Annotated in this window: 27 protein-coding genes and 1 tRNA gene; 13 read left to right on the top strand and 15 right to left on the bottom strand. The window is 68.7% G+C overall.

Annotated elements, in window-relative coordinates; all coding sequences use genetic code 11:
* Window positions 1-26: 26 nt before the first annotated feature.
* Window positions 27-1,469, bottom strand: coding sequence for an MFS transporter (locus tag ACRB68_RS19940; RefSeq protein ID WP_328594444.1), 1,443 nt, complete (start codon window positions 1,467-1,469; stop codon window positions 27-29).
* Between the two features lie 102 nt (window positions 1,470-1,571).
* Here ACRB68_RS19940 and ACRB68_RS19935 point away from each other — a divergent pair, with 102 nt between their 5' ends.
* The 7 genes from ACRB68_RS19935 (at window position 1,572) to ACRB68_RS19905 (ending at window position 6,515) form a co-directional block, all read left to right on the top strand.
* Window positions 1,572-1,955: a MarR family winged helix-turn-helix transcriptional regulator gene (locus ACRB68_RS19935; RefSeq protein WP_153534268.1), complete on the top strand. Its 384-nt coding sequence runs from the start codon at window positions 1,572-1,574 to the stop codon at window positions 1,953-1,955.
* A 107-nt stretch (window positions 1,956-2,062) separates the two neighbouring features.
* A complete protein-coding gene (locus ACRB68_RS19930; RefSeq protein ID WP_153534266.1) occupies window positions 2,063-2,539 on the top strand; it encodes a hypothetical protein in 477 nt (158 codons plus the stop codon).
* Between the two features lie 223 nt (window positions 2,540-2,762).
* The gene (locus tag ACRB68_RS19925; protein ID WP_207709743.1) at window positions 2,763-3,059 is read left to right on the top strand and encodes a hypothetical protein; all 297 of its coding nucleotides are present in this window, start codon (window positions 2,763-2,765) and stop codon (window positions 3,057-3,059) included.
* 21 nt (window positions 3,060-3,080) lie between these two features.
* Window positions 3,081-3,494 carry a (R)-mandelonitrile lyase gene (locus tag ACRB68_RS19920; protein WP_153534264.1) on the top strand — a complete coding sequence of 138 codons (414 nt, stop codon included), beginning with the start codon at window positions 3,081-3,083 and terminating at the stop codon, window positions 3,492-3,494.
* A gap of 51 nt (window positions 3,495-3,545) precedes the next feature.
* Window positions 3,546-3,923: a DUF2255 family protein gene (locus tag ACRB68_RS19915; RefSeq protein ID WP_153534262.1), complete on the top strand. Its 378-nt coding sequence runs from the start codon at window positions 3,546-3,548 to the stop codon at window positions 3,921-3,923.
* Window positions 3,924-4,416: 493 nt separating this feature from the next.
* Complete coding sequence (locus ACRB68_RS19910) at window positions 4,417-6,207, top strand: hypothetical protein (protein ID WP_153534260.1); 1,791 nt, start codon at window positions 4,417-4,419, stop codon at window positions 6,205-6,207.
* Between the two features lie 122 nt (window positions 6,208-6,329).
* On the top strand, window positions 6,330-6,515 hold the full coding sequence (locus ACRB68_RS19905; protein WP_153534258.1) for a hypothetical protein: 186 nt from the start codon (window positions 6,330-6,332) through the stop codon (window positions 6,513-6,515).
* 15 nt (window positions 6,516-6,530) lie between these two features.
* On the opposite strand, the gene ACRB68_RS19900 is transcribed toward ACRB68_RS19905, so the two are convergent.
* The 4 genes from ACRB68_RS19900 to ACRB68_RS19885 form a co-directional block, all read right to left on the bottom strand.
* The gene (locus ACRB68_RS19900) at window positions 6,531-6,908 is read right to left on the bottom strand and encodes a hypothetical protein (RefSeq protein WP_153534256.1); all 378 of its coding nucleotides are present in this window, start codon (window positions 6,906-6,908) and stop codon (window positions 6,531-6,533) included.
* A gap of 142 nt (window positions 6,909-7,050) precedes the next feature.
* Window positions 7,051-7,296, bottom strand: coding sequence for a DUF2283 domain-containing protein (locus tag ACRB68_RS19895; RefSeq protein ID WP_328594442.1), 246 nt, complete (start codon window positions 7,294-7,296; stop codon window positions 7,051-7,053).
* Window positions 7,297-7,374: 78 nt separating this feature from the next.
* The gene (locus ACRB68_RS19890) at window positions 7,375-7,779 is read right to left on the bottom strand and encodes a hypothetical protein (protein ID WP_207709742.1); all 405 of its coding nucleotides are present in this window, start codon (window positions 7,777-7,779) and stop codon (window positions 7,375-7,377) included.
* A gap of 52 nt (window positions 7,780-7,831) precedes the next feature.
* On the bottom strand, window positions 7,832-8,551 hold the full coding sequence (locus ACRB68_RS19885) for a helix-turn-helix transcriptional regulator (protein WP_153534252.1): 720 nt from the start codon (window positions 8,549-8,551) through the stop codon (window positions 7,832-7,834).
* A 77-nt stretch (window positions 8,552-8,628) separates the two neighbouring features.
* On the opposite strand from ACRB68_RS19885, the gene ACRB68_RS19880 reads away from it, so the two are divergent.
* Together ACRB68_RS19880 and tcmP are read left to right on the top strand one after the other, a co-directional pair.
* On the top strand, window positions 8,629-10,077 hold the full coding sequence (locus ACRB68_RS19880; RefSeq protein WP_153534250.1) for a serine/threonine-protein kinase: 1,449 nt from the start codon (window positions 8,629-8,631) through the stop codon (window positions 10,075-10,077).
* A 939-nt stretch (window positions 10,078-11,016) separates the two neighbouring features.
* The gene (tcmP, locus tag ACRB68_RS19875) at window positions 11,017-12,189 is read left to right on the top strand and encodes a three-Cys-motif partner protein TcmP (protein WP_153534249.1); all 1,173 of its coding nucleotides are present in this window, start codon (window positions 11,017-11,019) and stop codon (window positions 12,187-12,189) included.
* On the opposite strand, the gene ACRB68_RS19870 is transcribed toward tcmP, so the two are convergent.
* On the bottom strand, window positions 12,186-12,935 hold the full coding sequence (locus ACRB68_RS19870) for a DUF5131 family protein (RefSeq protein WP_153534247.1): 750 nt from the start codon (window positions 12,933-12,935) through the stop codon (window positions 12,186-12,188). The two genes, tcmP and ACRB68_RS19870, sit on opposite strands and share 4 nt — an antisense overlap.
* 337 nt (window positions 12,936-13,272) lie before the next feature.
* Complete coding sequence (locus tag ACRB68_RS19865; RefSeq protein WP_153534245.1) at window positions 13,273-13,728, bottom strand: NUDIX hydrolase; 456 nt, start codon at window positions 13,726-13,728, stop codon at window positions 13,273-13,275.
* A 1,456-nt stretch (window positions 13,729-15,184) separates the two neighbouring features.
* Between ACRB68_RS19865 and ACRB68_RS41400 the strand changes: the two genes are divergently transcribed.
* A complete protein-coding gene (locus ACRB68_RS41400; RefSeq protein ID WP_235959450.1) occupies window positions 15,185-15,376 on the top strand; it encodes a tyrosine-type recombinase/integrase in 192 nt (63 codons plus the stop codon).
* 129 nt (window positions 15,377-15,505) lie between these two features.
* Here ACRB68_RS41400 and ACRB68_RS19850 read toward each other — a convergent pair.
* A tRNA-Thr gene (locus ACRB68_RS19850) sits at window positions 15,506-15,581 on the bottom strand.
* Window positions 15,582-15,639: 58 nt separating this feature from the next.
* The gene (locus ACRB68_RS19845; RefSeq protein WP_328594440.1) at window positions 15,640-17,136 is read right to left on the bottom strand and encodes an alpha/beta hydrolase; all 1,497 of its coding nucleotides are present in this window, start codon (window positions 17,134-17,136) and stop codon (window positions 15,640-15,642) included.
* Window positions 17,137-17,251: 115 nt separating this feature from the next.
* Here ACRB68_RS19845 and ACRB68_RS19840 point away from each other — a divergent pair, with 115 nt between their 5' ends.
* The 3 genes from ACRB68_RS19840 (at window position 17,252) to ACRB68_RS19830 (ending at window position 20,386) form a co-directional block, all read left to right on the top strand.
* The gene (locus ACRB68_RS19840; RefSeq protein WP_153534244.1) at window positions 17,252-17,965 is read left to right on the top strand and encodes a DUF427 domain-containing protein; all 714 of its coding nucleotides are present in this window, start codon (window positions 17,252-17,254) and stop codon (window positions 17,963-17,965) included.
* A 187-nt stretch (window positions 17,966-18,152) separates the two neighbouring features.
* A complete protein-coding gene (locus tag ACRB68_RS19835; protein WP_153534242.1) occupies window positions 18,153-19,241 on the top strand; it encodes a ferredoxin reductase in 1,089 nt (362 codons plus the stop codon).
* Between the two features lie 20 nt (window positions 19,242-19,261).
* Entirely contained in the window at window positions 19,262-20,386 is a 1,125-nt protein-coding gene (locus ACRB68_RS19830; RefSeq protein ID WP_153534240.1) for a fatty acid desaturase family protein, read from the top strand.
* Window positions 20,387-20,442: 56 nt separating this feature from the next.
* Here ACRB68_RS19830 and ACRB68_RS19825 read toward each other — a convergent pair whose 3' ends face one another.
* The 6 genes from ACRB68_RS19825 to ACRB68_RS19800 form a co-directional block, all read right to left on the bottom strand.
* Complete coding sequence (locus ACRB68_RS19825; RefSeq protein WP_207709741.1) at window positions 20,443-21,270, bottom strand: PSP1 domain-containing protein; 828 nt, start codon at window positions 21,268-21,270, stop codon at window positions 20,443-20,445.
* A 69-nt stretch (window positions 21,271-21,339) separates the two neighbouring features.
* A complete protein-coding gene (locus tag ACRB68_RS19820) occupies window positions 21,340-22,380 on the bottom strand; it encodes a TolB-like translocation protein (protein WP_153534238.1) in 1,041 nt (346 codons plus the stop codon).
* A gap of 113 nt (window positions 22,381-22,493) precedes the next feature.
* A complete protein-coding gene (locus tag ACRB68_RS19815; protein ID WP_153534236.1) occupies window positions 22,494-23,303 on the bottom strand; it encodes a fructosamine kinase family protein in 810 nt (269 codons plus the stop codon).
* A gap of 6 nt (window positions 23,304-23,309) precedes the next feature.
* The gene (locus ACRB68_RS19810) at window positions 23,310-23,789 is read right to left on the bottom strand and encodes a low molecular weight protein-tyrosine-phosphatase (RefSeq protein WP_153534234.1); all 480 of its coding nucleotides are present in this window, start codon (window positions 23,787-23,789) and stop codon (window positions 23,310-23,312) included.
* Window positions 23,790-23,842: 53 nt separating this feature from the next.
* Entirely contained in the window at window positions 23,843-24,391 is a 549-nt protein-coding gene (locus ACRB68_RS19805; protein WP_153534232.1) for a permease-like cell division protein FtsX, read from the bottom strand.
* Window positions 24,388-24,909, bottom strand: coding sequence for an RNA polymerase sigma factor (locus tag ACRB68_RS19800; protein ID WP_153534230.1), 522 nt, complete (start codon window positions 24,907-24,909; stop codon window positions 24,388-24,390). The genes ACRB68_RS19805 and ACRB68_RS19800 overlap by 4 nt, the downstream gene beginning before the upstream one ends.
* Window positions 24,910-24,943 lie beyond the last annotated feature (34 nt).

The raw sequence follows: 24,943 nt of genomic DNA, 5'->3' as shown, positions 1-24,943 counted from the left end.
CGCCGGGCCTGACCCGTTGTGTACTGCTAGGCGTGCTTGGGCTGCCGGCGGCGGCCGAGCAGCGGGAGCACGTTGAACGCGAGCCCGAGCACCGCGATGCCGGTGACCAGGTTGACGCCCGGGTGGAACTGGCCGAAGTCGCCGCTCCCCTGGCCGTCGCTCGCCACCAGGGCGGTGACGACGGCCAGCACCAGCGCCGCGCCGACCTGCCCGGAGGTCTGCACCAGGCCGGAGGCCAGGCCCTGCTCGGCGTCCTCGATGCCGTCGGTGGCCTGCGCCATGATCGAGCTGAACCCGAAGGCGAACCCGCCGCCGAGCAGCAGCATGGTCGGCAGCACGCTGACCAGGTACTTCGGGCTGTCGCCGGCGGTGGACAGGAACCACACGTAGCCGAGGCTGAGCGACACCATGGAGCTGACGATCAGCCGCGAGGTGCCGTACCGGGTGATCAGCTTGCCGACGAACGGGGACGCGAACGCCACCAGCAGGCCGATCGGCAGGAGCGCCATCGCCATCTTCAGCGGCGACCAGTGCAGCACGTCCTGCAGGTAGAGGGTCATCATGAACTGGAAGCTGAGGAACGAGCCGAACAGCGCGATGATGCTGATGTTGGCGCGCACGATCGAGCCGACCCGCAGGATGCCGAGCCGGATCAGCGGGTGCCGGACCTTGTTCTCGGTGATCACGAACGCGACGAGCAGCGCCACCGCGAGCACGATCGAGCCGAGGGTGACCGGGTCGAGCCAGCCGCGCTCGGGCGCGGAGACCACGGTGTAGACGGCCAGCAGCATGCCGGCGGTCAGCGTGACCGCGCCGACCAGGTCGTGGCCGCCCTCGTCGGCCCGCTTGTCGCGCGGGATCAGCGCGATGCCCGCGACCAGGGCCAGCACCGCGAGCGGCACCGGGGTCAGGAACGTCCAGCGCCAGCCGAAGCTGGTGAGCAGGCCGCCGAGGATCAGCCCGGAGGAGTACCCGCTCGCGCCGAACACCGAGAAGATCGACAGCGCCCGGTTGCGAGCCGGGCCCTCGTGGAAGGTGGTGGTGAGGATCGACAGCGCCGTCGGCGCGGTGAACGCCGCCGCCAGGCCCTTCACGAACCGGGTGACGATGAGCAGGGTGCCGTTGTCGACCAGGCCGCCGACCAGGGACGCCACGGCGAAGACGCCCAGCGCGGCGAGGAAGACGTTGCGGCGGCCCAGCAGGTCGGCGGTGCGGCCGCCGAGGAGCAGCAGCCCGCCGTAGCCGAGCACGTAACCGTTGACGATCCACTGCAGGGAGGTGGTGGACAGCCCCAGCTCGGTGCCGATGGACGGCAGGGCGACGCCCACCATCGACACGTCCAGGCCGTCCAGGAACAACACGGCGCACAGCACCGCGAGGACTCCCCAAAGCCTGGGGGTCCAGCTCTGCCCGGCCGGCGCCGCGGCGCCCGGCTCTTGAGTGACGGGGGAGGTTTCGGTGATGGTCACGTCGCAGGACAGTACATGCGTGTGCATCAAATGTCCACGCAAAAATTTCTGCCGAATTTAATGCGCTCGCATCTGATGCGTGCGCATGGTACGCTCCGCGCCATGGAGTCGGAGGCGGCCCTCGTCGGCCGATGGCGCAAGCTCGCGACCTGCTACAACACGGTCGCCTGCCATCTCGATCGCGCCCTTCAGGAGGCGCACGGGCTCACCATGAGCGAGTTCGAGACGCTGGACCGCCTCGTCGAGGCCCGGTGTGAGCCTCGTCGCATGCAGGAGATCGCGGCCGACATGTACCTCAGCCAGAGCGCGCTGTCGCGCACGGTCGCCCGGCTGGAGAAGGACGGCCTGGTCGAGCGGGCGCTGTGCGAGACCGACCGCCGCGGGATCTTCGTGCGGCCGACCGGCGCCGGCATCGAACGCCACGCCGCGGCCCACCGGACCCACCTGGCCATCCTCGCCGAGCACCTGGGCCCGGCCACCGCCTGACCGGGCCCCCGGACCCATTCCGGACCCAAGATCATCGATCTTCGCCCGGAACGCCCCCCTCGCTCGCCACCATGAGTGCGTCCGCCCCGTCGTTCCCGGAGGCACCCATGACCCTCAGCCGGTCCGCGCGCCGCGCCGCCGCCCTCGCCCTCGCCACGGGCACCGCCCTCACCCTGGCGCCCCTCACCGCCGCCCACGCCGACGGGCCCGCCGCCATCGCCGCCGCGTCCCGCAAGACCAGCGTCAACAAGACCGCCAACGGCACCAACGCCAAGGGCTGGATCGGCTGGCACGACGGCTGGACCAGCGACAAGGCCGAGTGGAACCTCACCATCCGCGACACCCAGGCCGGCCGCTGGTGCGCCCAGGCCCGGATCATCATCGACCGGCCCGGCAACGACATCGAGTACACCAGCAAGAAGGTGTGCGGCAAGAACAAGACCTACACCTGGAAGCACACCTCGGGCGGCGTGGCGTTCCTGCGCGGCGTCAAGGTCCACCTGTGCAAGAACCTGCCGGTCAGCAACTCCTACCAGTCCTGCACCCGCGTGCAGTACATCAAGAACCCTTACTACGAGTACTGATCCCCGGCGCGCCCCTCCACCCGCGCCGCCCCCCGCCGCACGACCCAGAAGGCCCCTCCCGATCCGGGAAGGGGCCTTCTGGCCGTCCAGGCCCGAAGGCCCCGCTCAGCGTGAGGTCAGATCCCCCTGCGAGCCACCGGGTGCCGCCACACCTCTTCGACCTGCGGGTTTCTGGGAACACAGGAAGACGGGGCACGTCACCGATCAGCCAAGGAGACCTCGCATGCCCAGACAGCCCGCGCCGCAGGAGCCGGCACGGATCGCGCCCAGGCTCGTCGAGGTGACCGACCACGTCCTGTTCGGCGACATCTGGCAGCGGCCCGAACCGTCGCCGCGCGACCGCGGCCTGATCACCCGCCCTGTACCGCAGCGAGCAGCTCGGCGTCGCGCTGGACAACAGGCTGAGCGTCCAGGAGCTGTCCGAGGCGATCACCAACCTGGCGCCCTCTACGCCGGCCGGCCCAACGCCATGCCCGCGATCACCCAGCTCAAGCGGATCGCCGGCGAACGCGACGCCTGACCTCTTCACCCAAGGAGCACGATGGAACGCAGCACCACCGCCGCCACGGTGAAAGCCCCGGCCGAGCGCTTCACCGGCGACGTCTACCTGACCCCGATCGCGTCCCCGGCCGAGCCGGCCCGGCTGGCCTCCGCCCTGGTGCGCTTCACCCCCGGCGCCCGCACCAACTGGCACTCCCACGCCCTCGGGCAGGTCCTGTACATCACCGACGGCATCGGGCTGGTCGGCACCCGCGACGGCCAGGTCGTCCGGGTCGGCGCCGGCGACACCCTCAAGTGCCCGCCCGGCGAGGAGCACTGGCACGGCGCCACCGACACCACCCTGATGGCCCACATCGCCATGGTGGTCGGCGACGGCAGCGGCGACGGCACCACCTGGCTGGAACCGGTCACCGCCGAGCAGTACGCCGCCGCCCAGAACGCCGTGGCCGGCTGACAGCTCGAACCGGCGCCATGGGCGATCGCACACCGTGAAGGGCTCGAGAACATGACCGGCTGGAACAGCAACGACCTTGCCGCGATCGAAGCCGCCGAAGAACTGGAGGTCGCACCCCAGCGCGATGACGGCACACTGCGCCGCCCGACCCCGATCTGGGTCGTCCGCGACGGCGACGACCTGTACGTCCGCTCCTACCGAGGCCCCGACGGCGCCTGGTTCCGCGCCGCCCGCGCCAGCGGCCGAGGCCGCATCAGCTCCGGCGGCGTCGAGACCGACGTGTCCTTCGTCGCGGCCCCCGACCCCGAACTCAACGACCGCATCGACGCCGCGTACCGCATCAAGTACGGCCACCACAGCAGCACCTACGTCGACCCCATGGTCGCCGACCCTGCCCGCCGGACCACCACCAAACTCCAGCCCCGCTGACCCGCAGCGAGTTTGGGCCCGCCGGCCTGGCGAAGCCCCACCCCACGGCGACCGGCTACCCCTCGGGCCATGCAAGCGCCCAGGGGCTACTCGCTCCCGATCTCCTCGCGGAGCGAGGAGCCGAATGCACGGAGTGCCTCGATAGCCGGTTCGGCAAGCCGGCACAAAGAAGCCCGCATAACCACGAGTCTCCTGAGCGCACAGCAGGTGGATGACCGCTTGGCCTCTCTGCAGCCGGGGCTGCCACGACCGCGATCCACCGGCTTTGACCTGGAGCAGGCTAACGGAATCGAACCGATGTCCTATTGTCACGACGAGTCCAACGAACAAGATCCATAACTGTCCGGATCCATCTCCTGGCCTGCTTTGACTTTGAGGTGAAGAGCGATGCAGCCCGGCGCAGCGAATCACGGCTCCGAGACTTCATTTCAGTTGGACATCTTTGTGGCCGATGCCCTAGAGAGCGGCCTCTCGTGCGATCTACGTTCGGGCCATGCCTCCCGAGGAGCCGAACCGCAACGGATCACAGAACGACGGCCGAGGGCACAACGACGCGCACCAGAGGGCACAGAGGCAACAGGCTAAGCGCGACGCCGCTCGGGCAGCCATCGTCACGATCTACGTGACGGGCATCCCAGGCTTTGCCGGGGCGCTCGCCGCCAACCGTGAATACTTTGTGGCCGCCGCCGTGCTGACCGCCGGCATCCTGGTCCTCGCCGTGCTTTGGTGGCTCCCGGGGAACTGGTTCTTCTCATTCTTGCGGTCGGCTTGGGCCGCCTTCTGCAGAATAGGAACCTTCTACCGCGAGAACTGGCTTGTTTGCACGGCGGCCGCCACGGCCGTCGTCATCGTGGCCGGGCTGGTCATCTGGAACCTGCTGCCGAGACGCTGTGGATCTTTGGCGGAGAACGAGGGCGAGTGCATCGGCATCGCCGACGGAACGAAGCCGGATGTCTTCGGGGCGCGGTTCGAAAGGGTCATGCGCGCGATCGGCGCCGAGAACAAGCTCGTCACCGACGGTGGGTCGCAGAAGTACGCCACCATCGCCTTCATGGCCCCGGTCACGGAGAAGACTCTGCACGACGACCGGATCCTCCACGAACTGGAAGGCGCCGCGACCGCCCAGTACCGCGCCAACCGGGCCAACTCCAAGGGCCTGCCCCTTGGCGGCGCCCCGCAGATCCGGCTGGTGGTCGCCAACCCGGGCTCCGGTGAGCGCTACTGGGAGCGGGTGGTGGAGAAGATCAAGCGCCTGCGCGGCGGCCATGATCACCTGACCGCGGTGACCGGCATGGGCTTCAGCCAGACCGAGACGGTGCAGGCCGTACGCGCCCTCAGCAAGGAGCAGATCCCCGTGGTCGGCGACATCATCACCGCCGACGGGTTCGACATGACCGGGCGGATCGATTCGCGCGGCCCGATCCCCGGGCTGTTCCGAATGCCCTTCCCGGTCAGCCGCCAGTTCACAGAGGTGGCCAAGACCCTGCGCAAAAACCCGGCGAAGAACGGCAGGCCGCTGCGGGCGCTCCTGGTGCGGGACAGCAGCGTAGAAAGCTCGCAACCCGATCTGTACACCAAGTCGCTGTCCGATGCGTTCCAGCGCGGCGTATTCGGAGGTTATCTCAAGAACAGCGGCACCAAGATCAATGTGTTCGGCAACCGCAACGCCGATGAAGGCGACCTGGAGAACGACTTCACGACGATCTCCAACAACGTCTGCGGCACCGATCCGCCCGACCTGGTCTTCTACGCGGGCCGCGCGATGTACATGGTCAAATTCCTCAATCTCCTGGTCAAGCGCAACTGCTCAGGACCGGTCACCGTGGTCACCGGCTCTGATGCCTCCGTGCTCTACCTGAACCCTCCCGTCCGCGATGCGCTTCTCCATCCCGATCCGCAGCAGGGGCGCTCGCCGACTTCGGTCGTCTTCGTGCCGCTCGTCCACCAGGCGAGCCTTCATCCGCCGCAGGGCAAGGCACAACCGGCGAACCTGCGGTCGTTCATCAGCGATTTCACCGACCGAGGCTTTCCTGCGGCCGACGTCGACGACGGGTGGGCCGTCATGGCGCACGATGCGATGTTCACCGCTACCCGCTGTACACGCATGGCGGCCGGTAATCGCGACAAGCCGCCGGCACCGGACGCTGTCGTGCGTCAGTGCCGAGGAGTCACTTCCTCGAACAATTCGATCCCCGGCGCTACCGGCTTCTTCCAGCTGGATTCCACAACCGGTGACCGCGTCGGTGGACTGCCGCCGGTGGTCGACATCATCGGCCCATCCTGACGGTGACGCCCATAGGACGCCCTCGGCAGATCCAGACCGCCGCCACCAAGGGCGACCTTGGGCATCGCCCCCAGCAGAACCCCTAGCGTGAGGCAAGATCCTCAACGACCGTTGGAGCAACCATGGCCGCGCCCGAAAAACGCCTTCCTGGCCAGAGCAACGCGGAGTACGAGCGGCGCCGGGACCCCAACGCGGACTTCATCGGCATGCAATCAATGGCCGGTGGCGGGGACCCCACCCGTGCGATCAGGTACTCCCAGGCCTTCTTCGCCTGGTTCAACCGGGTTCGAGGCCGTAAGGCGAACTGAGCAGGCAAGCGCCCTTCAACCCCAGACTCTGCAGTCCCGCTCCGTTGACACAAGCTCGCCGAGCACGACCTTGTGCCTGAAAACCCGTCGGCGCCTTCGGTAGGGGACGGCGACCTCCACGGCTTGTCCTTCGGCATGTTCGACCGTGGCCGTCAAACAAAGCTCGGACTGGCCCTCCGTCGTCAGGTAGGCCGCCGCACATCTGTACTCGGCGGCCTTCTGAAGAAGCTCCGTCCAGATCAGCTCGACCGCGACCGCCACCTCGGACGTGGCGCCATGCCCAACAGTGATCTGCCGCTCGCCTTGAGCGTCGATCGTCACGGTCACCGGCGGTATCGGCTCGCAGCACGTCAACAAGGACTCCGCGGCTTTGAGGGCCGTCTCCAACTCCATGCGAGCGCCCTGGGACGTCACCGAAGACCACAGTGACATGCGCAGACAGCAGGACACAGCGCCGGATGCAGAGGCGCCGGCCCGAACGCGCCGACCACATGAACCGGCACCCTCGAAGACGCAGCGAGCGCCTCGCCCCTCGTCAGGTGTCCAGGCGCTCAGCAGCCTCGATCAGGTATGGCGACAGCATCGACCTGGCGTCCAGGATCTCGATGCCGATGACACGCCCCTCCCGGTCGAAGTCGAGATTGATCATCCCGCCGACGGCGATGGGGTCGCACGGATACATCTTCACCGCCGACCCCGGCGCCCCGGCCTGAACAGGGTCCTCGAAATAGATGTAGGCGGCGTTGGCCTGCCCGTCATAAGTCACCTTGAGTTCGGCCACGCACTCTCCTAGCCGCGACGGGTATGAGGACCACAGTCTGCCGAAGGCACGGCAAGGAACCATGCAGGGTGCTAAGCGCTACTCGCTCCCGATCTCCTTGCGGAGCGCAGTGTTGAACGCGCGGAGCGCCTCGATCGTCTCCTGCTCGTCATCGGCCGACTTGGCACGCCAGCACGCCCGCGCAAAGGAGTCCGCATGACCGCGAGTCTCCTGGGTGCACAGCAAATGGATGACCGCCCGACCCCGCTGCAGCTGAGACTGCCACGCCCTCAGCTCGCCCGGCTCAACCGATTCGAGCCATCCCTCACTACCGCTGCGAAGCTCGAAAATGCTGGTCCCCGCACCGATCATCTCAGCGGCGCCGGCGAGCTTCTGATCCCGTAACCATTTCCGATGCTCGCGCCTGCCCTGCATCCACGCACCGAGCAGGACCCCGGAGACGCCGAGCAGCGCACCAATGATCCCGGCTAAAAGACCGACCACACGCGGAGTCTAATCACCCCGACCAGAGAGCAGCAGCGCCCACCCGAAACCGTCACACCAGCCGCGCCAACCCCACCCGGTTGGTGCCGGTAACGGCGTACACCCGCGACAGGTGCTTCTTCACGGTGTCGCGCGTGATGTGCAGCGCGGCGGCGATCTCCTCGTTGGTGAACCCCTGCCCGGCGAGCCGCGCCGTCTCGCGCTGCCGCGCCGTGAGCGCGTCGAGCAGGTCCGGCTCGCGCGCGCCCACACGCGCGTCGAGCAGCGGCGCGAGCAGCCGGCCGACGAGCCGCGCCCGCGCCAGGTCGCGGGGCCCGAACGCGCCGGGCTCCTCGGCGAGCAGGCCGATGCCGCCCGCCAGGCGCCGGCCCGGCACGGGGATCACGATCTTGGCGTGGAAGCCGCTGCGGAACAGGAACGTGCGCAGGTACCGGTCGTCCCGAAGCGCGCCGGGCAGCACGTCCAGCGACACCGGACCGGGCGGCGGGCCCTGGCGGGCCAGCGCCGCGAACGGGTCGAGCCGGTGGAACTCCTCCTGGTAGGCGGGCAGCGTCCACTTCCGCAGGCCGTTCACGACGGGCCGCGCGTCGGTGAAGATGCCGGCGAACGTCGCGCCGGTGAAGAACGTCGCCGTCCGGTAGCCGAACCGCCGGGCGAGCACCTCGACGGCGGCCTCCCGCAGGGCCCGCACGGATCCGGCTCCCGCGCACGCGAACTGCAGGTCGAGCAGCGCTTCGAGGTCGCGCCGTTCCAGGGCCGCATAGTCGCTCAAGTTTCCACCTTCGGGCCATTCCCGAACCGTCCCGGTGGACTCATCATCGCGGTGAAAAGGGCACGGCGGGAGGGCAGATGACACAGAACGGCACCGGCCGCACGGTGGCCGGCCGGTACCGGCTGACCGGGCCGCTGGGCAGCGGCGGCATGGGGACCGTCTGGCGCGCCGACGACCTGCGGCTCGGCCGCGCCGTCGCCGTGAAGGAGCTGCACACCGCCGACGACCCGGTCGCCCGCCGCCGCTGCGTCCGCGAGGCGCGCTCGATCGCCCGGATCGACCACCCGAACGTCATCGACGTGCACGACATCGTGGACGACGGCGAGCTGTGGATCGTGATGGAGCTGGTCGACGCGCCGTCCCTGGACCGCGTCCTGGCGGACCGGGGCCCGCTGCCGGCCGCCGCCGTCGCCTCGATCGGCGCGCAGCTCGCCGCCGCGCTCGACGCCGTTCACCGGGCGGGCGTCCTGCACCGCGACGTCAAGCCCGGCAACGTCCTGCTGCGCCCGGACGGCCGCGTCCGCCTGACGGACTTCGGGATCGCGGCGATCGACGGCGACGAGTCCCTGACGTTCTCGGGCCAGCTCGTCGGGTCGCCCGCCTACATGTCGCCCGAACGGCTCGCGGGGACGGGCGCGGGCCCGGCGTCGGACCTGTGGTCGCTCGGCGTGACACTGCTGACGTTGCTGACGGGCCGCTCCCCGTTCCGGCGGGACGGACTGCCCGAGACCCTCTACGCCGTCCGCTTCGAGGAACCACCGATCCCCGCGGACCTCGGCCCGCTCACCACGGCGATCACGGGGCTGCTGCGCAAGAATCCGCGCGTCCGCCCGACGGCGCAGGAGGTGATCCGCCTCCTGGACCCGTCGGCCGCGCCGAGACGCACGCCCCACCGCGCTCTGTGGGCAGGAGCCATCGCCGCACTCGCCACCGCCGGAGCGCTGACGGCCTCGCTGCTCCCAGACTCACCACCCCAAAAGGCAACACAGGCAGCCCTGGCCCCATCCCCGCAAATGACAACACCCACCACGCCACCCCCGTCATCCAAGCCAACACCCACGAAACAAACCTCGCCCCCACCTCCCCCGCCCGCCAGCACCACCAGCGCACCGCCACCCCCGTCCCCGCACACCTCGGCCCCACCCCACGCCGAAAAGGTCTCAACCCAGGTGGACTCAACAAGCGGCTGGCAGAGCACGGGAATCGCCGTGCACAAGGGCGAGCGGCTGACCCTGACCTCATCGGGCAGCTGGACGGTGGACCGAAGGCTGTTCGCGCCGGTGGGACCACGCGGCTACGACGACGCCACCGACGCCCGCATCTACCAGAAGTGCAAGCTGGACCCCGGCCTCAACTACGGCGTCCTCCTGGGCCGCGTCGGGCACGGCGCGATATTCGCGATCGGCGACGACCATGAACTGACGGCCCCCGCCGCCGGCGACTTGCAGCTGCGGATCCACGACATGGACCACTGCCTGGTCGACAACGCGGGCAGCCTCCTCCTAACCATCACCCACCCCGCCTGAGAGAGCCCTGACACCGGAGTCACCGCACCACCAAGCAATACCGCCAACCACCCCGCTCCCAATCCCCCGCGGCGCAATGCGCCGAATGCCCAGAGCGCCCCGACCGCCTCTTGCTCGTCATCGGCCGTCTTGGCACGCCCGCGCAAGGAGTCCACATAACCGCGAGTCTCTTGAGCACACAGCAGATGGATGACCCCGCGGCCTCTCTGAACGACGCCCGCAACCCGTCCGGTGGTTTCTGGGGACGCTAGCCACGCGGCAAGGCGTCCGACGACGCGAGTGTCGTCTGCTGGCGGCCTCGGAGGTGAGACACGCGGTAGGCCCCTCCCGGCTGGGAGGGGCCTTCTGGGCTGCCGAGCCGCCTATCGGAATCGAACCGATGACCTATTCATTACAAGCGAAGATCAACTAGGGAGTTGAGGCCTCAAAGCAGGAAGCAGCAGCCCCCTACGTCCCTCCAGGTCCGTGCACGTCCATGACGATTGTCAGGCAACTGGTCATGCAATCGAGATCTCCCCAGACAACCGGAGCCCTCACACCTCGGGCTGCCGTAGGCCACAGCTGCCCCAGAGAGCGACGCGAGTCTCTACCGAAGGTTCAGCTCCTCCTAGAACACGGCTACACGAAGGCCGGTCGCCCGCAACAGCGGGCGGCCGGCCTTCTGTCGTTTCAGGAGGCGCCTCGCTCCGCACTGCCTTCAACGCTTCGGAGACGATGCGCGTGGCAGGCTTGACATCCTTCGGTGCTGCACTACTTGGCCCGAGGGGAAACTAGCCGATCACTCCCAACAACGGCGCATCCTACCGTAGAGCACCGACGGCCCATTAGAACTGGTGAGCGAATGATGGTCGCAAGGGATGGCAATTTCCGGAAAGATATTGACTTGCTCGTTTGCCTCCCGTAGATCTGCTGACGAGGGTTCGACCAGGAGGGCATGCGATGGCGACGGGGACGTCTGGTGGGCTGCTGGACAAGCGGGATCCGCATGCTCAGTCAGTGTTCAAGCACGAGATCTTGAAGCAGTACATGTCACGGTTCATCGCGATGCCGGGCAAGTCCGCGCGGGATAACCGGGTGGTGATCCTGGATGGGTTCGCCGGCAGCGGCCGCTATGGCGATGGCAGCGCCGGGTCAGCCGAACACATTCTGCGCGCAACACGAAGGTTCGCGAGCACGCGCACCGCTGTTTCCTTCTTCACCGAGAAGGACCGCAAGAACTTTGCCAGTCTGCAGCCGGTAGTTCAGGAGTACGCTGAGCAGGGGCTGGACGCACAGGCCCTATTCGGGCCTGTTCAGCAACACCTGGACACAGTGATCGCTGCCTCTGACGGAGTACCACTTTTCTTGTTTTTGGATCCGTGCGGAGCTGGGTTGCCCTTCAAGCAGCTTACCCACGTACTCGGCAGCCAACGGCGTGCAACCAAGCCTCCTACGGAGGCACTGATCAACTTCAGCGCCGATCTATCACGGCGTATGGCCGGAGCAGTGGAGAAGGGACATACCGATCAGGCACTGATGGATGAGACCTGCGGCGGTACCTGGTGGCGCGATATTGCCGCTGAGGTCCGCCGCAACTCCAAGTCTCCAGACTTTCGGGAGGTAGTCGAGGCGGTCGTCCAGGAATACGCTCGCCTTCTTGGAGAGGCAACCGGAATGCTCAGTGCGACCGTGCCGGTACGCAAGCGTCTACACCATGCTCAGCCGATCTACCACATGGTCTTCTTCACGCGCAGCCCTTATGGACTATGGGTATTCGGCGATTCAGTGGGCCGAGCCAAGCAGGTTTGGCTAAAACACCTGGGCGTGCTGGAAGATGATGAGTGCGTTGACCAGGACACCCTGTTCCCGGTGGCGGAGACTTTCAAATCGATCATTGATGGTCAGGAACAGGAGGCCCGCCGCACGGTCACCGCAAACCTGCAACGGCTACTGGAAGAGCACAACTCTTTCAAGGTCGTCGATCGAACTACGGAGATCTTCGGTAAGGCTTACGGGTCAGCGACCGAGACAATAGTGCACCAGTGCCTGAAAGAGCTCCAAACTGCTGGCAAGCTGGAGGTTCTGGTATCGCACAAGCGATGGCGGGAACGAGTGATTGCACGCCCCCGCTAGCAGGTGCCGGCCAACGCGGGCATCTGATCCCACAGCTCGCCTTCTAGCTCACGGCCACCCACCTTGGGTGTGCGGCCACCCCACTGTTTGAAGAAGAAGGGCACCCCTGAGCGCACACAGTTGTCACGGATACCAAAGACCCATTGCGGGTCCAGTGGTCGATGCGCAGGCCCGGACTCGCCGCCAGCGATGACCCAGCCGATGCCCTCTAGGTCCAATCCGTCCAGCGGCCCGAGCAGTGGCTCGCACGACAAGAAACGAACATTGGCTGGCACGCGCCGTAGATCATCTACCCGCGACAAAGCCTGGCGGTCCTCCACCGACACCCCCATCCACAAGTTGTCGGGCCACTCAAGTCGATCAGCGACTCGACGCAAACGCGTCGACCGCTTGGTCAACACTTGGTAGGTGTGTTGCGGAGTGTCAGCGATGACCTGGAAGACCCGGCGCACGAAGTCCAGCGGCACTCGGGCATGGAACAGGTCACTCATGGAGTTGACGAACACCACTCGTGGCGTTCGCCAGCTATAAGGCTGAAGCAGTGTGTCTGGGTGCACGGTGAGCGCAAAACCGGGGCCCGACGTACGCGGATCACCATCATTTTGGTACTTTTCCGCACCCATGGCCTTAAGTCTCTTGGCCAGCGCCAACGCGTAACAATTATCACATCCAGCCGAGATCTGATCACAGCCGGTGGTGGGGTTCCAAGTGACCTCGGTCCACTCAATTGCCGTGCGCTTCGTCATCGCCTGCACTCCTCTCGCCATGTCGCGCCTCACGCCAACGAACCATGACTCTGCACCTAGGCGCTGATTCCAGATATGATTAATTTATCACTGGCAACTGAAGGAAACAAGAGAATCGCATGACCATAAGGCAGGTGAGGTAAGTGCTCTACTCGCCCCTTGAGATGAAGTCGAAAGTTCAACCCCATCTCTCCAACGCTGCACCCTAGAGGGCCAGGACGTAACCACCGTTAACACCCCATACGGCCTTCGAGGCGCTACGGAAGAGACGCACATGATTGACCTCTTCAACGCAGTGAGCACGAGGGGGCCGTGAGCCAGGCGGCCCCTTAGAGCACTAGCTGGCTTCGTCCAAGCGAGGGATGTGCTGCACTCCATCGTGGTGACGGGCCTCCGGTCCCGGATGGTGTGCGCGCATCGCGTCCAGGACCCGGACAGCGAACGCCTCATCGACCATCGTCGACACCTTCTCTGGGGAGGCCCAGAGGAAGGCTTTGGCCTCATCGTTCGTCTGAAGCTCACCTCCAGCCGCCTGACACCGGAACACCAACGCCACGATGCCCCGTGCCATGTTCTTATAGACGCCAGTGAGCGCAACGGGCTCGACGATCAGTCCTGTCTCTTCCTGGACCTCACGCAGCAGACCATCAGTGATCGACTCCTTGACTTCAAGGACACTGCCTGGCGATTCCCAGTGGTCGTTGTCCCGTCGCTGCACCAACAACGCCTTGCCATCGTCGTCGACGATGACGCCTGCGACGCTGACCGAGTGGCCGGCCGAGTGATCCGTCATCCCACACCTCCCTTGTAACCTGACACTAGTAGACGTCTGGATGAGTAGCAGGGACGCGATTGAGCGCCGATGAAGTACTGCGGAGCGGACTCGACCTGAGCAGCGACCGAACTGACTTCCGTCAGATCGCCGATCACTTTCGGGAAGCCATCCAGGCTGGCCGCTTGGGCGAAGGCGACAAACTACCCTCCCAGGCAGAGCTCTTGCGCACTACAAGGTCGCCCGCATGACGATCCGCAACGCCATCCAGGAGCTCCAGACCGCGCACCCCAGATCCCCGGCGGCGGCCGGCTCCGCCAGGCGCTGAGCGAGCTGGGCTGGCAGATCGACATCAAGGCCGGCTGGAACTACGGCATCGCCCCCGGCGCTACCGCTCTTGTAGGCACCTATCGCGTCCTCGCCAGCACCCCCGCCGCCCCGGCCTCATGCCCGACTAGCTCGCCCGCGAAGTCCTGTGCGTCGCCACCGACCGCCCCACGGCCCCGTCGGCCCGGCTGCCGGCCGCACCGCCCTCCTGGGCGCCCCGTGCACCCGAAAGGCCGATCTTGCCTGAGGAAAAGCCCAAACCATGCCCCAAAGGCGACGGCGGACTGCGCTGGAGCGAAAGCCGTCAGCGCTGGATCGCCGAGATCACCGTGGGCTACGCGCCTGCCGGAAAGCGCTTCGTCCGGACAGCCAGCGATAAGAGCAAGGCAAAGGCACTCAAAAGCTGCGTGACCGTGACGACGGACTGCCGAGCGAGGGACATCCGCTGCACAGTTCGCCATGCAATCCAAGTCTGGCTGGAGCACGGCCTCAGCAATCGCGATGAGGACACCGTGATCAAGTGTCGAAGCCTGGCTGACAACCACATCACCCCGTTCCTGGGCGCACGGAAGCTGCGCGAACTGTCAGCAGACGACGTGGACGTCTGGCTGGCCGGCAGAGCGAAGGTGCTCAGTACCGATACGTTGCGTCAGCTTCGGCCGATCCTCAAACGCGCTATCACCCACGCCCAGAAGCGCGACAAGGTGAAGCGAAACGTGGTGCTGCTGTGTGACGTTCCGCGCGGAAAGGAAGGGCGTCCCTCGAAGGCGCTGTCGATCGAACAGGTCAGCTCCATCGTGCAGGTCCCCGTAGGCACGCTGATGTACGCCTACATCGTCTTGTCCCTGCTGACCGGCATCCGCATCGAGGAACTGCGGGCGCTGTGCTGGTCTCACATGATTGCCTTCGACGCCGAGCGCAACGAGTGGGTACCGGTCAAGCAGGCCGGGTGGGAACACGAGCAATTCGCTGTCTACGTCTGGTGGTCGGTGCGAGCCGGCGGCAAGACCAAGAAATCCCGTCGGTCGCTGGCACTGCCCAAGCGCTGCGCCGAAGCGTTGCGGTTCCAGATGGAGCTGCAGAGCGACAGCCTCAGGCAGCGGGGCAGAAGTGGCAGGAGAACGATCTGGTCATCGCCTCGGCTGTGGGCATGCCGCGGAACGCCAACAACGTCATCCGCGCGATCCTGCGCAAGGTGCCCGGCCTGGTGGCGGAGGAGTGGACGCCGCGCGAGCTGCGGCATAGCTTCGTGTCGATCCTGTCGGCCGCCGGAGTATCCATTGAGACCATCTCCAAGCTGGTCGGCCACCAGACCACCCAGGTCACTGAAGACGTGTACTGACACCAGATCCTGCCTGCGCTCATGGCGGGCGCGGAGAGCATGGACGAGGTCTTCGCGGCCGCATCGGAACACCTGTAGTCAGGCACTCACAAGAGGCCCCGTCCGGATGACCGGACGGGGCCTCTGAGCTGGAGCCGCCTATCGGAATCGAACCGATGACCTATTCATTACGAGTGAATCGCTCTGCCGACTGAGCTAAGGCGGCCTGCCTCACAAGTGTGCGGCGGGCAGCAGTCTACCGGTTCTTCGGGAGTGTGTGTGCATCAGTGGCAGAGGGTCCCCTTCTTGGGAGGTGTTCCCTCGATCAGGTAGCGGTCCGTGGCCTTGGTGATGCAGGCGTTGCCCTGCAGGTAGGCGGTGTGGCCGTCGCCGTCGTAGGAGAGGAGGACGCCCTTGTCCAGCTGGGAGGCGAGGTTGCGGGCCCACTTGTAGGGGGTCGCCGGGTCGCGCAGGGTGCCGATGACGACGATGGGGGGCGAGCCCTTCGCGGCCATGGCGTGGGGCTGCTCCTTGGTCTGGACGGGCCAGTAGACGCAGGGCAGGCCGCCCCAGACGACGAAGGCGCCGAAGCGGGGCGATTCGCGTTTGGCCTGGTCGGCGGCCTTGCCGTAGGTGGCGGTGTCGGGCGGGTTGGGCTTGTCGACGCAGTTGACGGCCATGTTGGCGTCGGTCTGGTTGCTGTAGGTGCCGTCGGGCTTGCGTTCGACCATCTGGTCGGCGATGGCCAGGAGGAGGGTGCCGTCGTTGCGGGTCAGGGCCTGGGAGAGGGCCTGGCGCAGGACGGGCCAGTACTCCTTGGCGTACATGGCGGTGGCGATGCCCATGACGGCCCACGAGTCGTTGATCTTGCGGCTGTCGCGGCGGTTGGCGAGGGGCGTCCTGTCGGCCTTGGCGAGCAGCTGGGAGACCTTGGCGATGGCGCCGTCGACGTTCTTGCCGAGGGGGCAGTCGGTCTTGACGCAGTCGGCGGCGAAGGCGCGCAGCGCCGTCTCGAAGCCCTTGGCCTGCTCGACCAGGATGGCGGTCGAGGACAGGGTGGGGTCGACGGCGCCGTCCAGGACGGCGGCGCGGATGTTGCCCGGGAACTGCTCGGCGTAGTAGGTGCCGAGGTAGGTGCCGTAGGAGGCGCCGTAGTAGGTGAGCTTCTTGTCGCCGAGGGCGCCGCGCAGGACGTCCATGTCGCGGGCGGCGTCGCGGGTGCCGACGCGGGGCAGCTCGGCCGCGGCGCGGGCCTTGCAGGCGTCGGCGAAGCCCTTGCTGACCTGGGCGAGGGCGTCGACCTCTGCCTGGTCGTCGGGGGAGGAGTCGGCGCCGAAGAAGCGGTCCAGCTGCGGCCCGTCCATGCAGCGGACGGGCGCGCTGGCGCCGACGCCGCGCGGGTCGAAGCCGACGATGTCGAAGCGCTTGCGCAGGTCGGAGCCGAAGGTGCGGCCGGCGTTGCGGATGAACTCGACGCCCGATCCGCCGGGCCCGCCCGGGTTGGTCAGCAGCGAGCCGATCCGGTGCGCCTTGTCGCCGGCCGGCAGCCGGATCAGGGAGAGCTTGATCTTCTCGGCGCCCGGCTTGGCGTAGTCGAGGGGGACCTCGGCCTTGCCGCACTCGAAGCCGTCGCCGCAGGGTTTCCAGGTGACGCGCTGGGCGTAGTAGGCCTGCAGGTCCGTGGCCTGGGGCGGGCTCTTGGCCACCCCGGGTTCGTCGTTGCACGCCGTGGCCAGCGCCAGCGTGAGCACGATCGCCCCGGCGATCCTTGTCGTCCGCACCTGCGTCCCCGTTTCGTAGCCTTGCGCCTACGCTACGTCGGCACGCGGCCCGGCGCACGCTCCTTGCCGCCGAGTCCCCGGGAAGCAGGCGGCGGACGGGCGCGTTGTCCCGATCATGAGCGCATCACCGCGGATCGAGCAGGGCGCCAGGCGCGTCCGGGCGTATCTCGGCGGACAGCTGGTCGCCGACACCATCAGGCCGGTCCTGGTCTACGAGGTCCCCTACTACCCGGCCTACTACATCCCCGCCGAGGACGTGCGGGCCGAGCTGGTCGAGGACGGGCCGGGCCGGGACGGCGCGGTCTCCTACACGGTGCGGGTGGACGGCGCGCAGGCCCCCGGCGGCGCCCTGCGTTTCCCGGCGGAGGAGCTGCGCGGTCTCGTGCGGCTGAAGTGGGGCGCGATGGACGCCTGGTTCGAGGAGGACCAGGAGGTGTTCGTGCATCCGCGCAACCCCCGCACCCGCGTCGACGTGCTGCCGAGCTCGCGGCACGTGCGGGTGGAGGTGGACGGCGTGACGGTCGCCGAGTCCTCCAGCCCCTCGATGCTGCACGAGACGGGCCTGCCGGTCCGCTACTACCTCCCGAAGACCCACGTGCGGATGGAGCTGCTGGAGCCGTCCGAAACCGTGACGGGCTGCCCCTACAAGGGGTTCGCCGAGTACTGGTCGGTGCGCGCCGGCGGCACCGTGCACGAGGACATCGCCTGGTCGTACGCGTCGCCGCTGCCCGAGAGCGCGGCGGTGCGGGGGCTGGTCGCGTTCTACGGCGAGAAGGTGGACATCTTCGTCGACGGGGTGGAGCAGGAGCGTCCGAAACCCCGCGGCTGACGCGGGATTTGAGCGTTCCACACAAAAACCGGCCGCCACTTTGACAGCGGGCATCTCACCATCGAATGAGACATCGTGCGATGGTGTGATGCCCGTCGCTTTTGGCGTTCCGGGCTTGCTTCTTTCCTATACCTACGTAAGCGTAGGTTACGCAAGCGTAAGTTGAAAAGCGCCCGGGAGGCCCGTTTTGCCCGCACTGCACGCCACGTCGCGGCGTAGCCCCGCCCGACGGCTCGCAGCCGCCGCGCGCTGGCTCACCACACCGCTGCTGCCCGAGGACTACCTCGGGCTGGTCAACCCGCTCTGGTCGACCGCCGAGCTGCGCGGCCGGATCGAGCGGGTCCGGCACGAGGCACCCGGCGCGGCGACCCTGGAGATCCGTCCCGGCCCCGACTGGGCCGGCCACCTGCCCGGCCAGTGGCTGAAGATCGGCGTCGACATCGACGGCGTCCGCCACTGGCGCACGTTCTCGCTGTCGTCGCCGCCGCGGCCCGACGGCCGGCTCGCCATCACCGTCAAGACCAACCCCGAGGGCGTCGTCTCCCGCCACCTGGTGGAGAACGCCCGGCCCGGCACGATCGTGCGGCTGGAGCCGGCCGACGGCGACTTCGTCCTGCCGCAGGACCCGGCCGCCCGCGGCCTGCTGTTCCTGACCGCCGGCAGCGGCATCACCCCGGTGATGGCCATGCTGCGGCACCTGGCCGCGCAGGGCGAGATGCCCGACACCGTGCTGATCCACTCGGCCCGCACGCCGGACGAGGTCATCTTCGGCGCCGAGCTGCGCGAGCTGGCCGCCCGGTTCGAGAACCTGACCCTGATCGAGCGGCACACCGCCGGGCAGGGCCGGCTGAAGCTCGCCGAGCTGGCCGGGCTCTGCCCCGACTGGGCCGGGCGCGACGCCTGGGCCTGCGGCCCGGCCGGGCTGCTGGACGAGGCCGAGGCGCACTGGGCCGCCGCGGACGCCGCCGGACGGCTGCGGACCGAGCGGTTCCGCCCCGTCCTCGCGGGCGCCGGCGGCGAGGGCGGCCGGGTCCGCTTCACCCAGAGCGACGTCGAGGTCGACGCCGACGGCGCCACGCCGCTGCTGGAGGCCGGCGAGGACGCGGGCGCGCTGCTGCCGAGCGGCTGCCGGATGGGCATCTGCTACAGCTGCGTCGGCCGGCTGCGCGCCGGGCAGGTCCGGGACCTGCGCACCGGCGAGGTGCACGGCGAGGAGGGCCATCTGGTCCAGACCTGCGTCTCCGCCGCCGCGGGCCCCGTCGAGATCGAACTCTGAGACCTGAAAGGAGCACGACCATGACCAACACCGCCGCCCATCTGACGCCGGCCGACTACGAGGCCATCGGCGCCGAGCTCGACGCGCTGCGCGACGAGATCACCGCCGACCTCGGCGAGCGCGACGCCGACTACATCCACAAGATCATCAAGCTGCAGCGCGGGCTGGAGATCACCGGCCGCGCCCTGCTGATGGCCTCCGCGCTGCCCCCCGCCTGGCTCGCCGGGACCGCGACCCTGTCGGTCGCCAAGATCCTGGAGAACATGGAGATCGGGCACAACGTCATGCACGGCCAGTGGGACTGGATGCGCGACCCCAAGATCCACTCCACCACGTGGGAGTGGGACAACGTCTCGCCCGCCGAGCAGTGGAAGCACTCGCACAACTTCGTGCACCACACCTTCACCAACATCGTCGGCAAGGACAACGACGTCGGCTACGGCATCCTGCGGGTGACGCCCGAGCAGCCCTGGCACCCGGCCAACATCGGGCAGCCGGTCTACAACCTGCTGCTGGCGATGTTCTTCGAGTACGGCGTCGCGCTGCACGACCTGGAGCTGGAGAAGATCCGCGCGGGCACCAACGACCCGGCCGAGACCAAGGCCAAGCTGCGCGCCATCGGCCGCAAGATCGCGCGGCAGTGGGGCAAGGACTACCTGGCGTTCCCGCTGCTGTCGGGCCCGCAGTTCGGCACCACGCTGGCGGCCAACTTCACCGCCAACATCGTCCGCAACCTGTGGTCCAACGCGATCATCTTCTGCGGGCACTTCCCCGGCGACGTCGAGGTGTTCGAGCTGGAGGAGGAGCAGATGCCGAACGAGACGCGCGGCGAGTGGTACGTCCGCCAGCTGCTCGGTTCAGCCAACATCTCCGGCAACAAGCTGTTCCACCTGATGAGCGGGAACCTGTCGCACCAGATCGAGCACCACCTGTTCCCCGACATGCCGAGCAACCGGCTGTCGGAGATCGCGCCGCGGGTGCGGGCGCTCTGCGAGAAGTACGACCTGCCGTACCACACGGGCCCGTTCTCCAAGCAGATCACCAGCACCTGGAAGAAGATCTTCCGGTACGCGCTGCCGGGGCCGAAGGTGACCGAGCCGTCGCCGATGCCGCGCGCCCGCGAAGCCAAGCCCGTCGCCGCCTGAGCCGCCCGGGCCGGTGCCGCTCGTGGGGGGCGGCGCCGGTACCCGGGTCCCCTACCTCAAGAGCCCTCGCCGTAGCGGGCGTCGTGCTGCCGCCGGGGCGAGCACACCGACGCCGACGGGCACGAGCAGCGGCCGCCGCCGTTCAGCCGGACCGACACGGTGTCGCCCGGCACGTTGCGGCCGACGACCTGCCCGGCGCCCTCGGGCGTCTCCACCCGCTCGCCGAGCGCGGGCATCCGCTCGTGCGCCTGCACGTACAGCGGGTGCTCGTACTTCAGGCAGCACATCAGCCGGCCGCAGGCGCCCGCGATGCGCAGCGGGTTGACCGGCAGGTCCTGCTCCTTGGCCATCCGCACCGAGACCGGCTCGAAGTCCTTCAGGAACGTGGCGCAGCACAGGTCGCGGCCGCACGGCCCGATGCCGCCCTGCAGCCGCGCCTCGTCGCGCGGGCCGACCTGGCGCAGCTCGACCCGGGCCCGCAGGGCGCGGGCCAGGTCGCGTACCAGCGCGCGGAAGTCCACCCGCTGCGGCGCGGTGAAGTAGATCGTGTAGACGTTGTCGGCGTCGAGGTGGTCGACGCCGATGACCTTCATGGGCAGCTCGTGCCGGCGGATCAGCCGCTTGGCGACGCTGCGGCCCTCGGCGCGAAGGCGCCGGTTGGCCTCGTCGCGGGCCAGGTGCTCGTCGGTCGCCAGGCCCTCGCAGACGGGCAGGCCGCCGATGTCGTCGTCGGCCCACTGCGGCGCCCAGACGCACTCGGCGACCTCGGGCCCGGCGTCGGTCGGGACCAGCACCTTGTCGCCGACGCGGGGGCTGTGCGGGCCGGGGTCCAGATAGTAGAGGCGGCCGTAACGGGTGAAGCTGACGGCCATCACCATGCCCATGCTCGGCTCCGTTCGCCCGCGGGACCGCGGCGCGGCCCGCCGCTCCAACCTAACGCGTCGCCGGGCGGCTCACCACGCGGCGTCGGCCAGGTCGGCCGCCGGGACGGCCGGGGCGCCCTGGATGTACAGCCGCCCGTCGGCGCCGTAGGCGAGCAGGTGGCCGGGGCCGCCGCCGATGTCCAGCCGCCGCAGGCCGCCCTGGACCTCCTGCGTCCACAGGTCCTTGGTGGGCTTGCCGGTCTCGATCGAGTAGGTGCGCAGCGTGGTCTCGGAGCGCTCGGGGACGCCGGTGGTGACGCTGCGGCCGTCCGGGCTGAGCACGGCGGTGCCGCTGCCGGCGGGCAGCCGCAGCACCGACTTGCTCACCCTCAGGCTGCCCGGCGCGAGCGTGGTGTCCAGCGTGCGGACCTGCCGGACGGCCTTGGCCGCCTTGGCCTTCCTGCCGGACGGGCTCCACACGAACGACAGCGTGTCGCCCGCCCAGGACAGGCTGGAGATGCGGGCGGTCGTCCGGGACGTCCACGTCTTGCGCTCTCCGGACGCCGGCGTCAGCACGTCCACCCGGCCGGCGGTGCCGCGGTAGGTCACGTAGGCGATGTGCGTGCCGTCCGGGCTGACCGCCAGGTCGGACGCGGCGGTGGAGACACCCGAGACGACGGCGTTGGGGATCGGGGCCATCTCCTTGGGGCGGCCGTCCTTCTCCAGGCGCAGCCGCTGGAACGTCACCTTCTTGCCCGCTGCGGCGGCCACGACGTAGGTCCCGCCGCCGCCGCGGGCGATGCGCTGGAACAGCTGCCCGGGAGGCGCGGCCACAGGCAGGCCCACGTCCTTGCCGGTGCGGATGTCGCGGACGACCAGCGCGTTCCCGGGACGGCGCACCCCGACGACGTAGCGGGGCAGCGCGGTCTGGGCGGGCTTCTTCTTCGGCGTCTTCGCGGAGGCCGGTTTGGCGGTGCGCTCCTTGGCCACGACCCGCTCGTGGTGGTGGACGACGTCCAGGCCGCCGGCGACGGCGAGCGCCGCCAGCGCCGCCACGCCGACGGGGAGGAACGTCCGCCGGGCGGAGTGGAGGCGTGGCCCCTGTACCGGTCCCGTGCTGTTGCCGTCCATGGGGTGCGCCCGTCTCCCGCCTCTCGTCACGTCCTGCCCGATGTTTCTATCTCATCCCGGCACGTGACAAAAACCCATGATCGCTCAGTTATCGACCAGTTGCTGGCGATTTGTTAGCCGAGCGCCCCGACTGCCGCCTCAATCGTGGCAATGCGGTACGAAACCCCGTAGAGCGCGACATGCACCAGCAGCGGGTGCAGCTGGTGCAGCGGGACCCGGTCCCGCCACCCGGGCGCGAGCGGGGCCGCCTCGTCGTAGGCGGCGACGATCCGGTCCATCTCCGGCGCGCCGAACAGCGCCAGCATCGCCAGATCGCTCTCGCGGTGCCCGCCGTGCGCGGCCGGGTCGATCAGCACCGCCCGGTCCGGCGTCCAGCGCAGGTTCCCCGACCACAGGTCGCCGTGGATGCGGGCGGGCGGCTCGGCCGCGCCGGCCAGCACGTCGATCTCCTCGATGACCCGCTCGACCAGCCGGACGCCGTCCGCGCCCAGGTCGCCGGCGGCGCGGCGCAGGAACGGGGCGAGGCGGCGCTCGGCGTACCAGCGCGGCCACGGGCCCTCGTCCAGGGTGTTGTCGAGCGGGAGGTCGGCGATGTAGCCCTCCCAGGGCGCCCCGTACGCGCCCGGCGAGGCCGCGTGCATGGCGGCCAGCTCGCGGCCGAACCGCTCCGCGGTCCGCGCCGTCGGGACGCCCGGCTCCAGCCACGGCAGCACCAGCCGCCGCTCACCGGCCTCCAGCACCTCGACGACGGGCGCGTCCGGCCCCGCCTCGGCCAGCCAGCGCAGCCCGGCGGCCTCGGCGGCGAGCACCCCGGACGCCCCGTCGGCGGCCTTGACGAACACCTCCCGGCCGTCGTCGGCCGTCGCGCGCTGCAGGGACCAGGAGTGGCTGGTCCCGAGGTCGACCACGTCGCGCAGCCGCATGCCGGCTCAGCCGTCCTTCAGCGCCGTGCGGATCTCCTCCAGGAGGCCCGGCATCGCCGCCTCCACCAGCTCCAGCACGTGCTCGAAGTCGGCCGGGCTCCCGTAGTAGGGGTCGGGCACGTCCAGGTCGTCGCCCGCCGCCGGGTCGAACTCGCGCAGCAGCCGGATCTTGCCGCGGGCCTCCTGGTCGGGCGCGAGGGCGCGCAGCTCGCGCAGATGCCCCTCGTCCAGCGCCAGGATCAGGTCGTAGTGGCCGAACCAGGCGGTCTCGAACTGCCGCGCGGCGTGCGCCGACCGGTACCCGGCCTGGCGCAGCGCCGCGATCGTGCGGTGGTCGGCGTCGTCGCCCACATGCCAGCCGCCGGTGCCGGAACTGTCGACCTCGACGTCCAGCCCCTCCTCCTCCACGTGGTGGCGCAGAACGGACTCGGCCATGGGCGAGCGGCAAATGTTGCCGGTGCAGACGAACGTGACGCGATACGGCATGACCACCATCCTGCCCGAGCCCGTGCTGCACGATGCACGCCCGGCGGAACGGATCAGGAACGGCCCATGACGATCTGGTCCACTCCGGGCCTGCCGAGGTTGCCCTCGAGCACCCGATTGGCCGCCACCTTGCTGACCATGGTCAGCTGGAACGAGTCCGGGATATCGCCGGACTTCGCCGAGCTCTCCAGGAAGCCCTTCTCTCCCTCCATGTCCTTCCGGAACCTCAGGTACGCCTCCGATTTGGATACGTACTCCATCTTGCGGACGCCCGGAACCCTCATCAGATACTTCTTGATCTCGTCCTTCTCCTCCTGTGTGGCGTCCTTCTTGTCGCACGCGGGATTGGAGGAGGTCTTCGTGCAGAGGAACACCGACACCCGGACGTCGCCTCCTGCCGAGCCGAGAACGGGAACACTCTCCCGCCCGAACGCCAGCAGCGTCCCACCCGCGATCACCGCGAGCGTCGCCGCCGCGGCGGCCAGCATCATCGGCGCGGAACGCCGCCGCGCCGGCAGCACCAGGTCCGGCACGTCCTGCGGGCCGAGCGTGCCGCCCGCCGCCTTCAGCGCCTCCGTCAGCCGCTGCTCCGTCGTGTTCACTGGCCCTCCCCGAGGATCCGGCCGAGCGCGTCCAGCGCCCGGGACGTGGTCGATTTCACGGTGCCGCGGCTGACGCCCATCGCGGCCGCGATCTCCGCTTCGGAGAGCTCGCAGTAGTAGCGCAGCACCAGCGCCTCGCGCTGCCGGGCGGGCAGCGCGTGCAGTGCGGCCAGGACCTCGCGGCGCTCCTCGCCGACGAGCGCCGCCGCCTCCGCCGACCACACCGGCGGCTCGTGCTGGACGCGGAACGGGCGGCGGCGCCTCCGTAACGCGTTGCGGCAGCCGTTCAGCACCGCCGACCGCACGTAGGTCAGCGCCTTGTCCCGGTCGTCCAGCCGGGACCAGCGCCGGTACAGGCCCGTGAACGCCTCCTGGACGACGTCCTCGGCCGTCGGGCGGTCCCCCACCATCACCAGGGCGAGGCGCATCAGCCCGAGCGCGTGGCCCCGGTAGAGGTCCGTGACGGCCGAGGACGCGTCGCCCGGGGCGCGTTCGGTCACCACTGCTTCAGCATTCATGCTCCAGAGACACCGCGGGAGGCAAATGGTTGCC

This window comes from Actinomadura macrotermitis (assembly GCF_009604375.1).
GTDB lineage: Bacteria > Actinomycetota > Actinomycetes > Streptosporangiales > Streptosporangiaceae > Spirillospora > Spirillospora macrotermitis.
The sequence above is the reverse complement of the archived record's forward strand: the minus strand, read 5'-3'. Positions and strand labels throughout refer to the sequence as shown.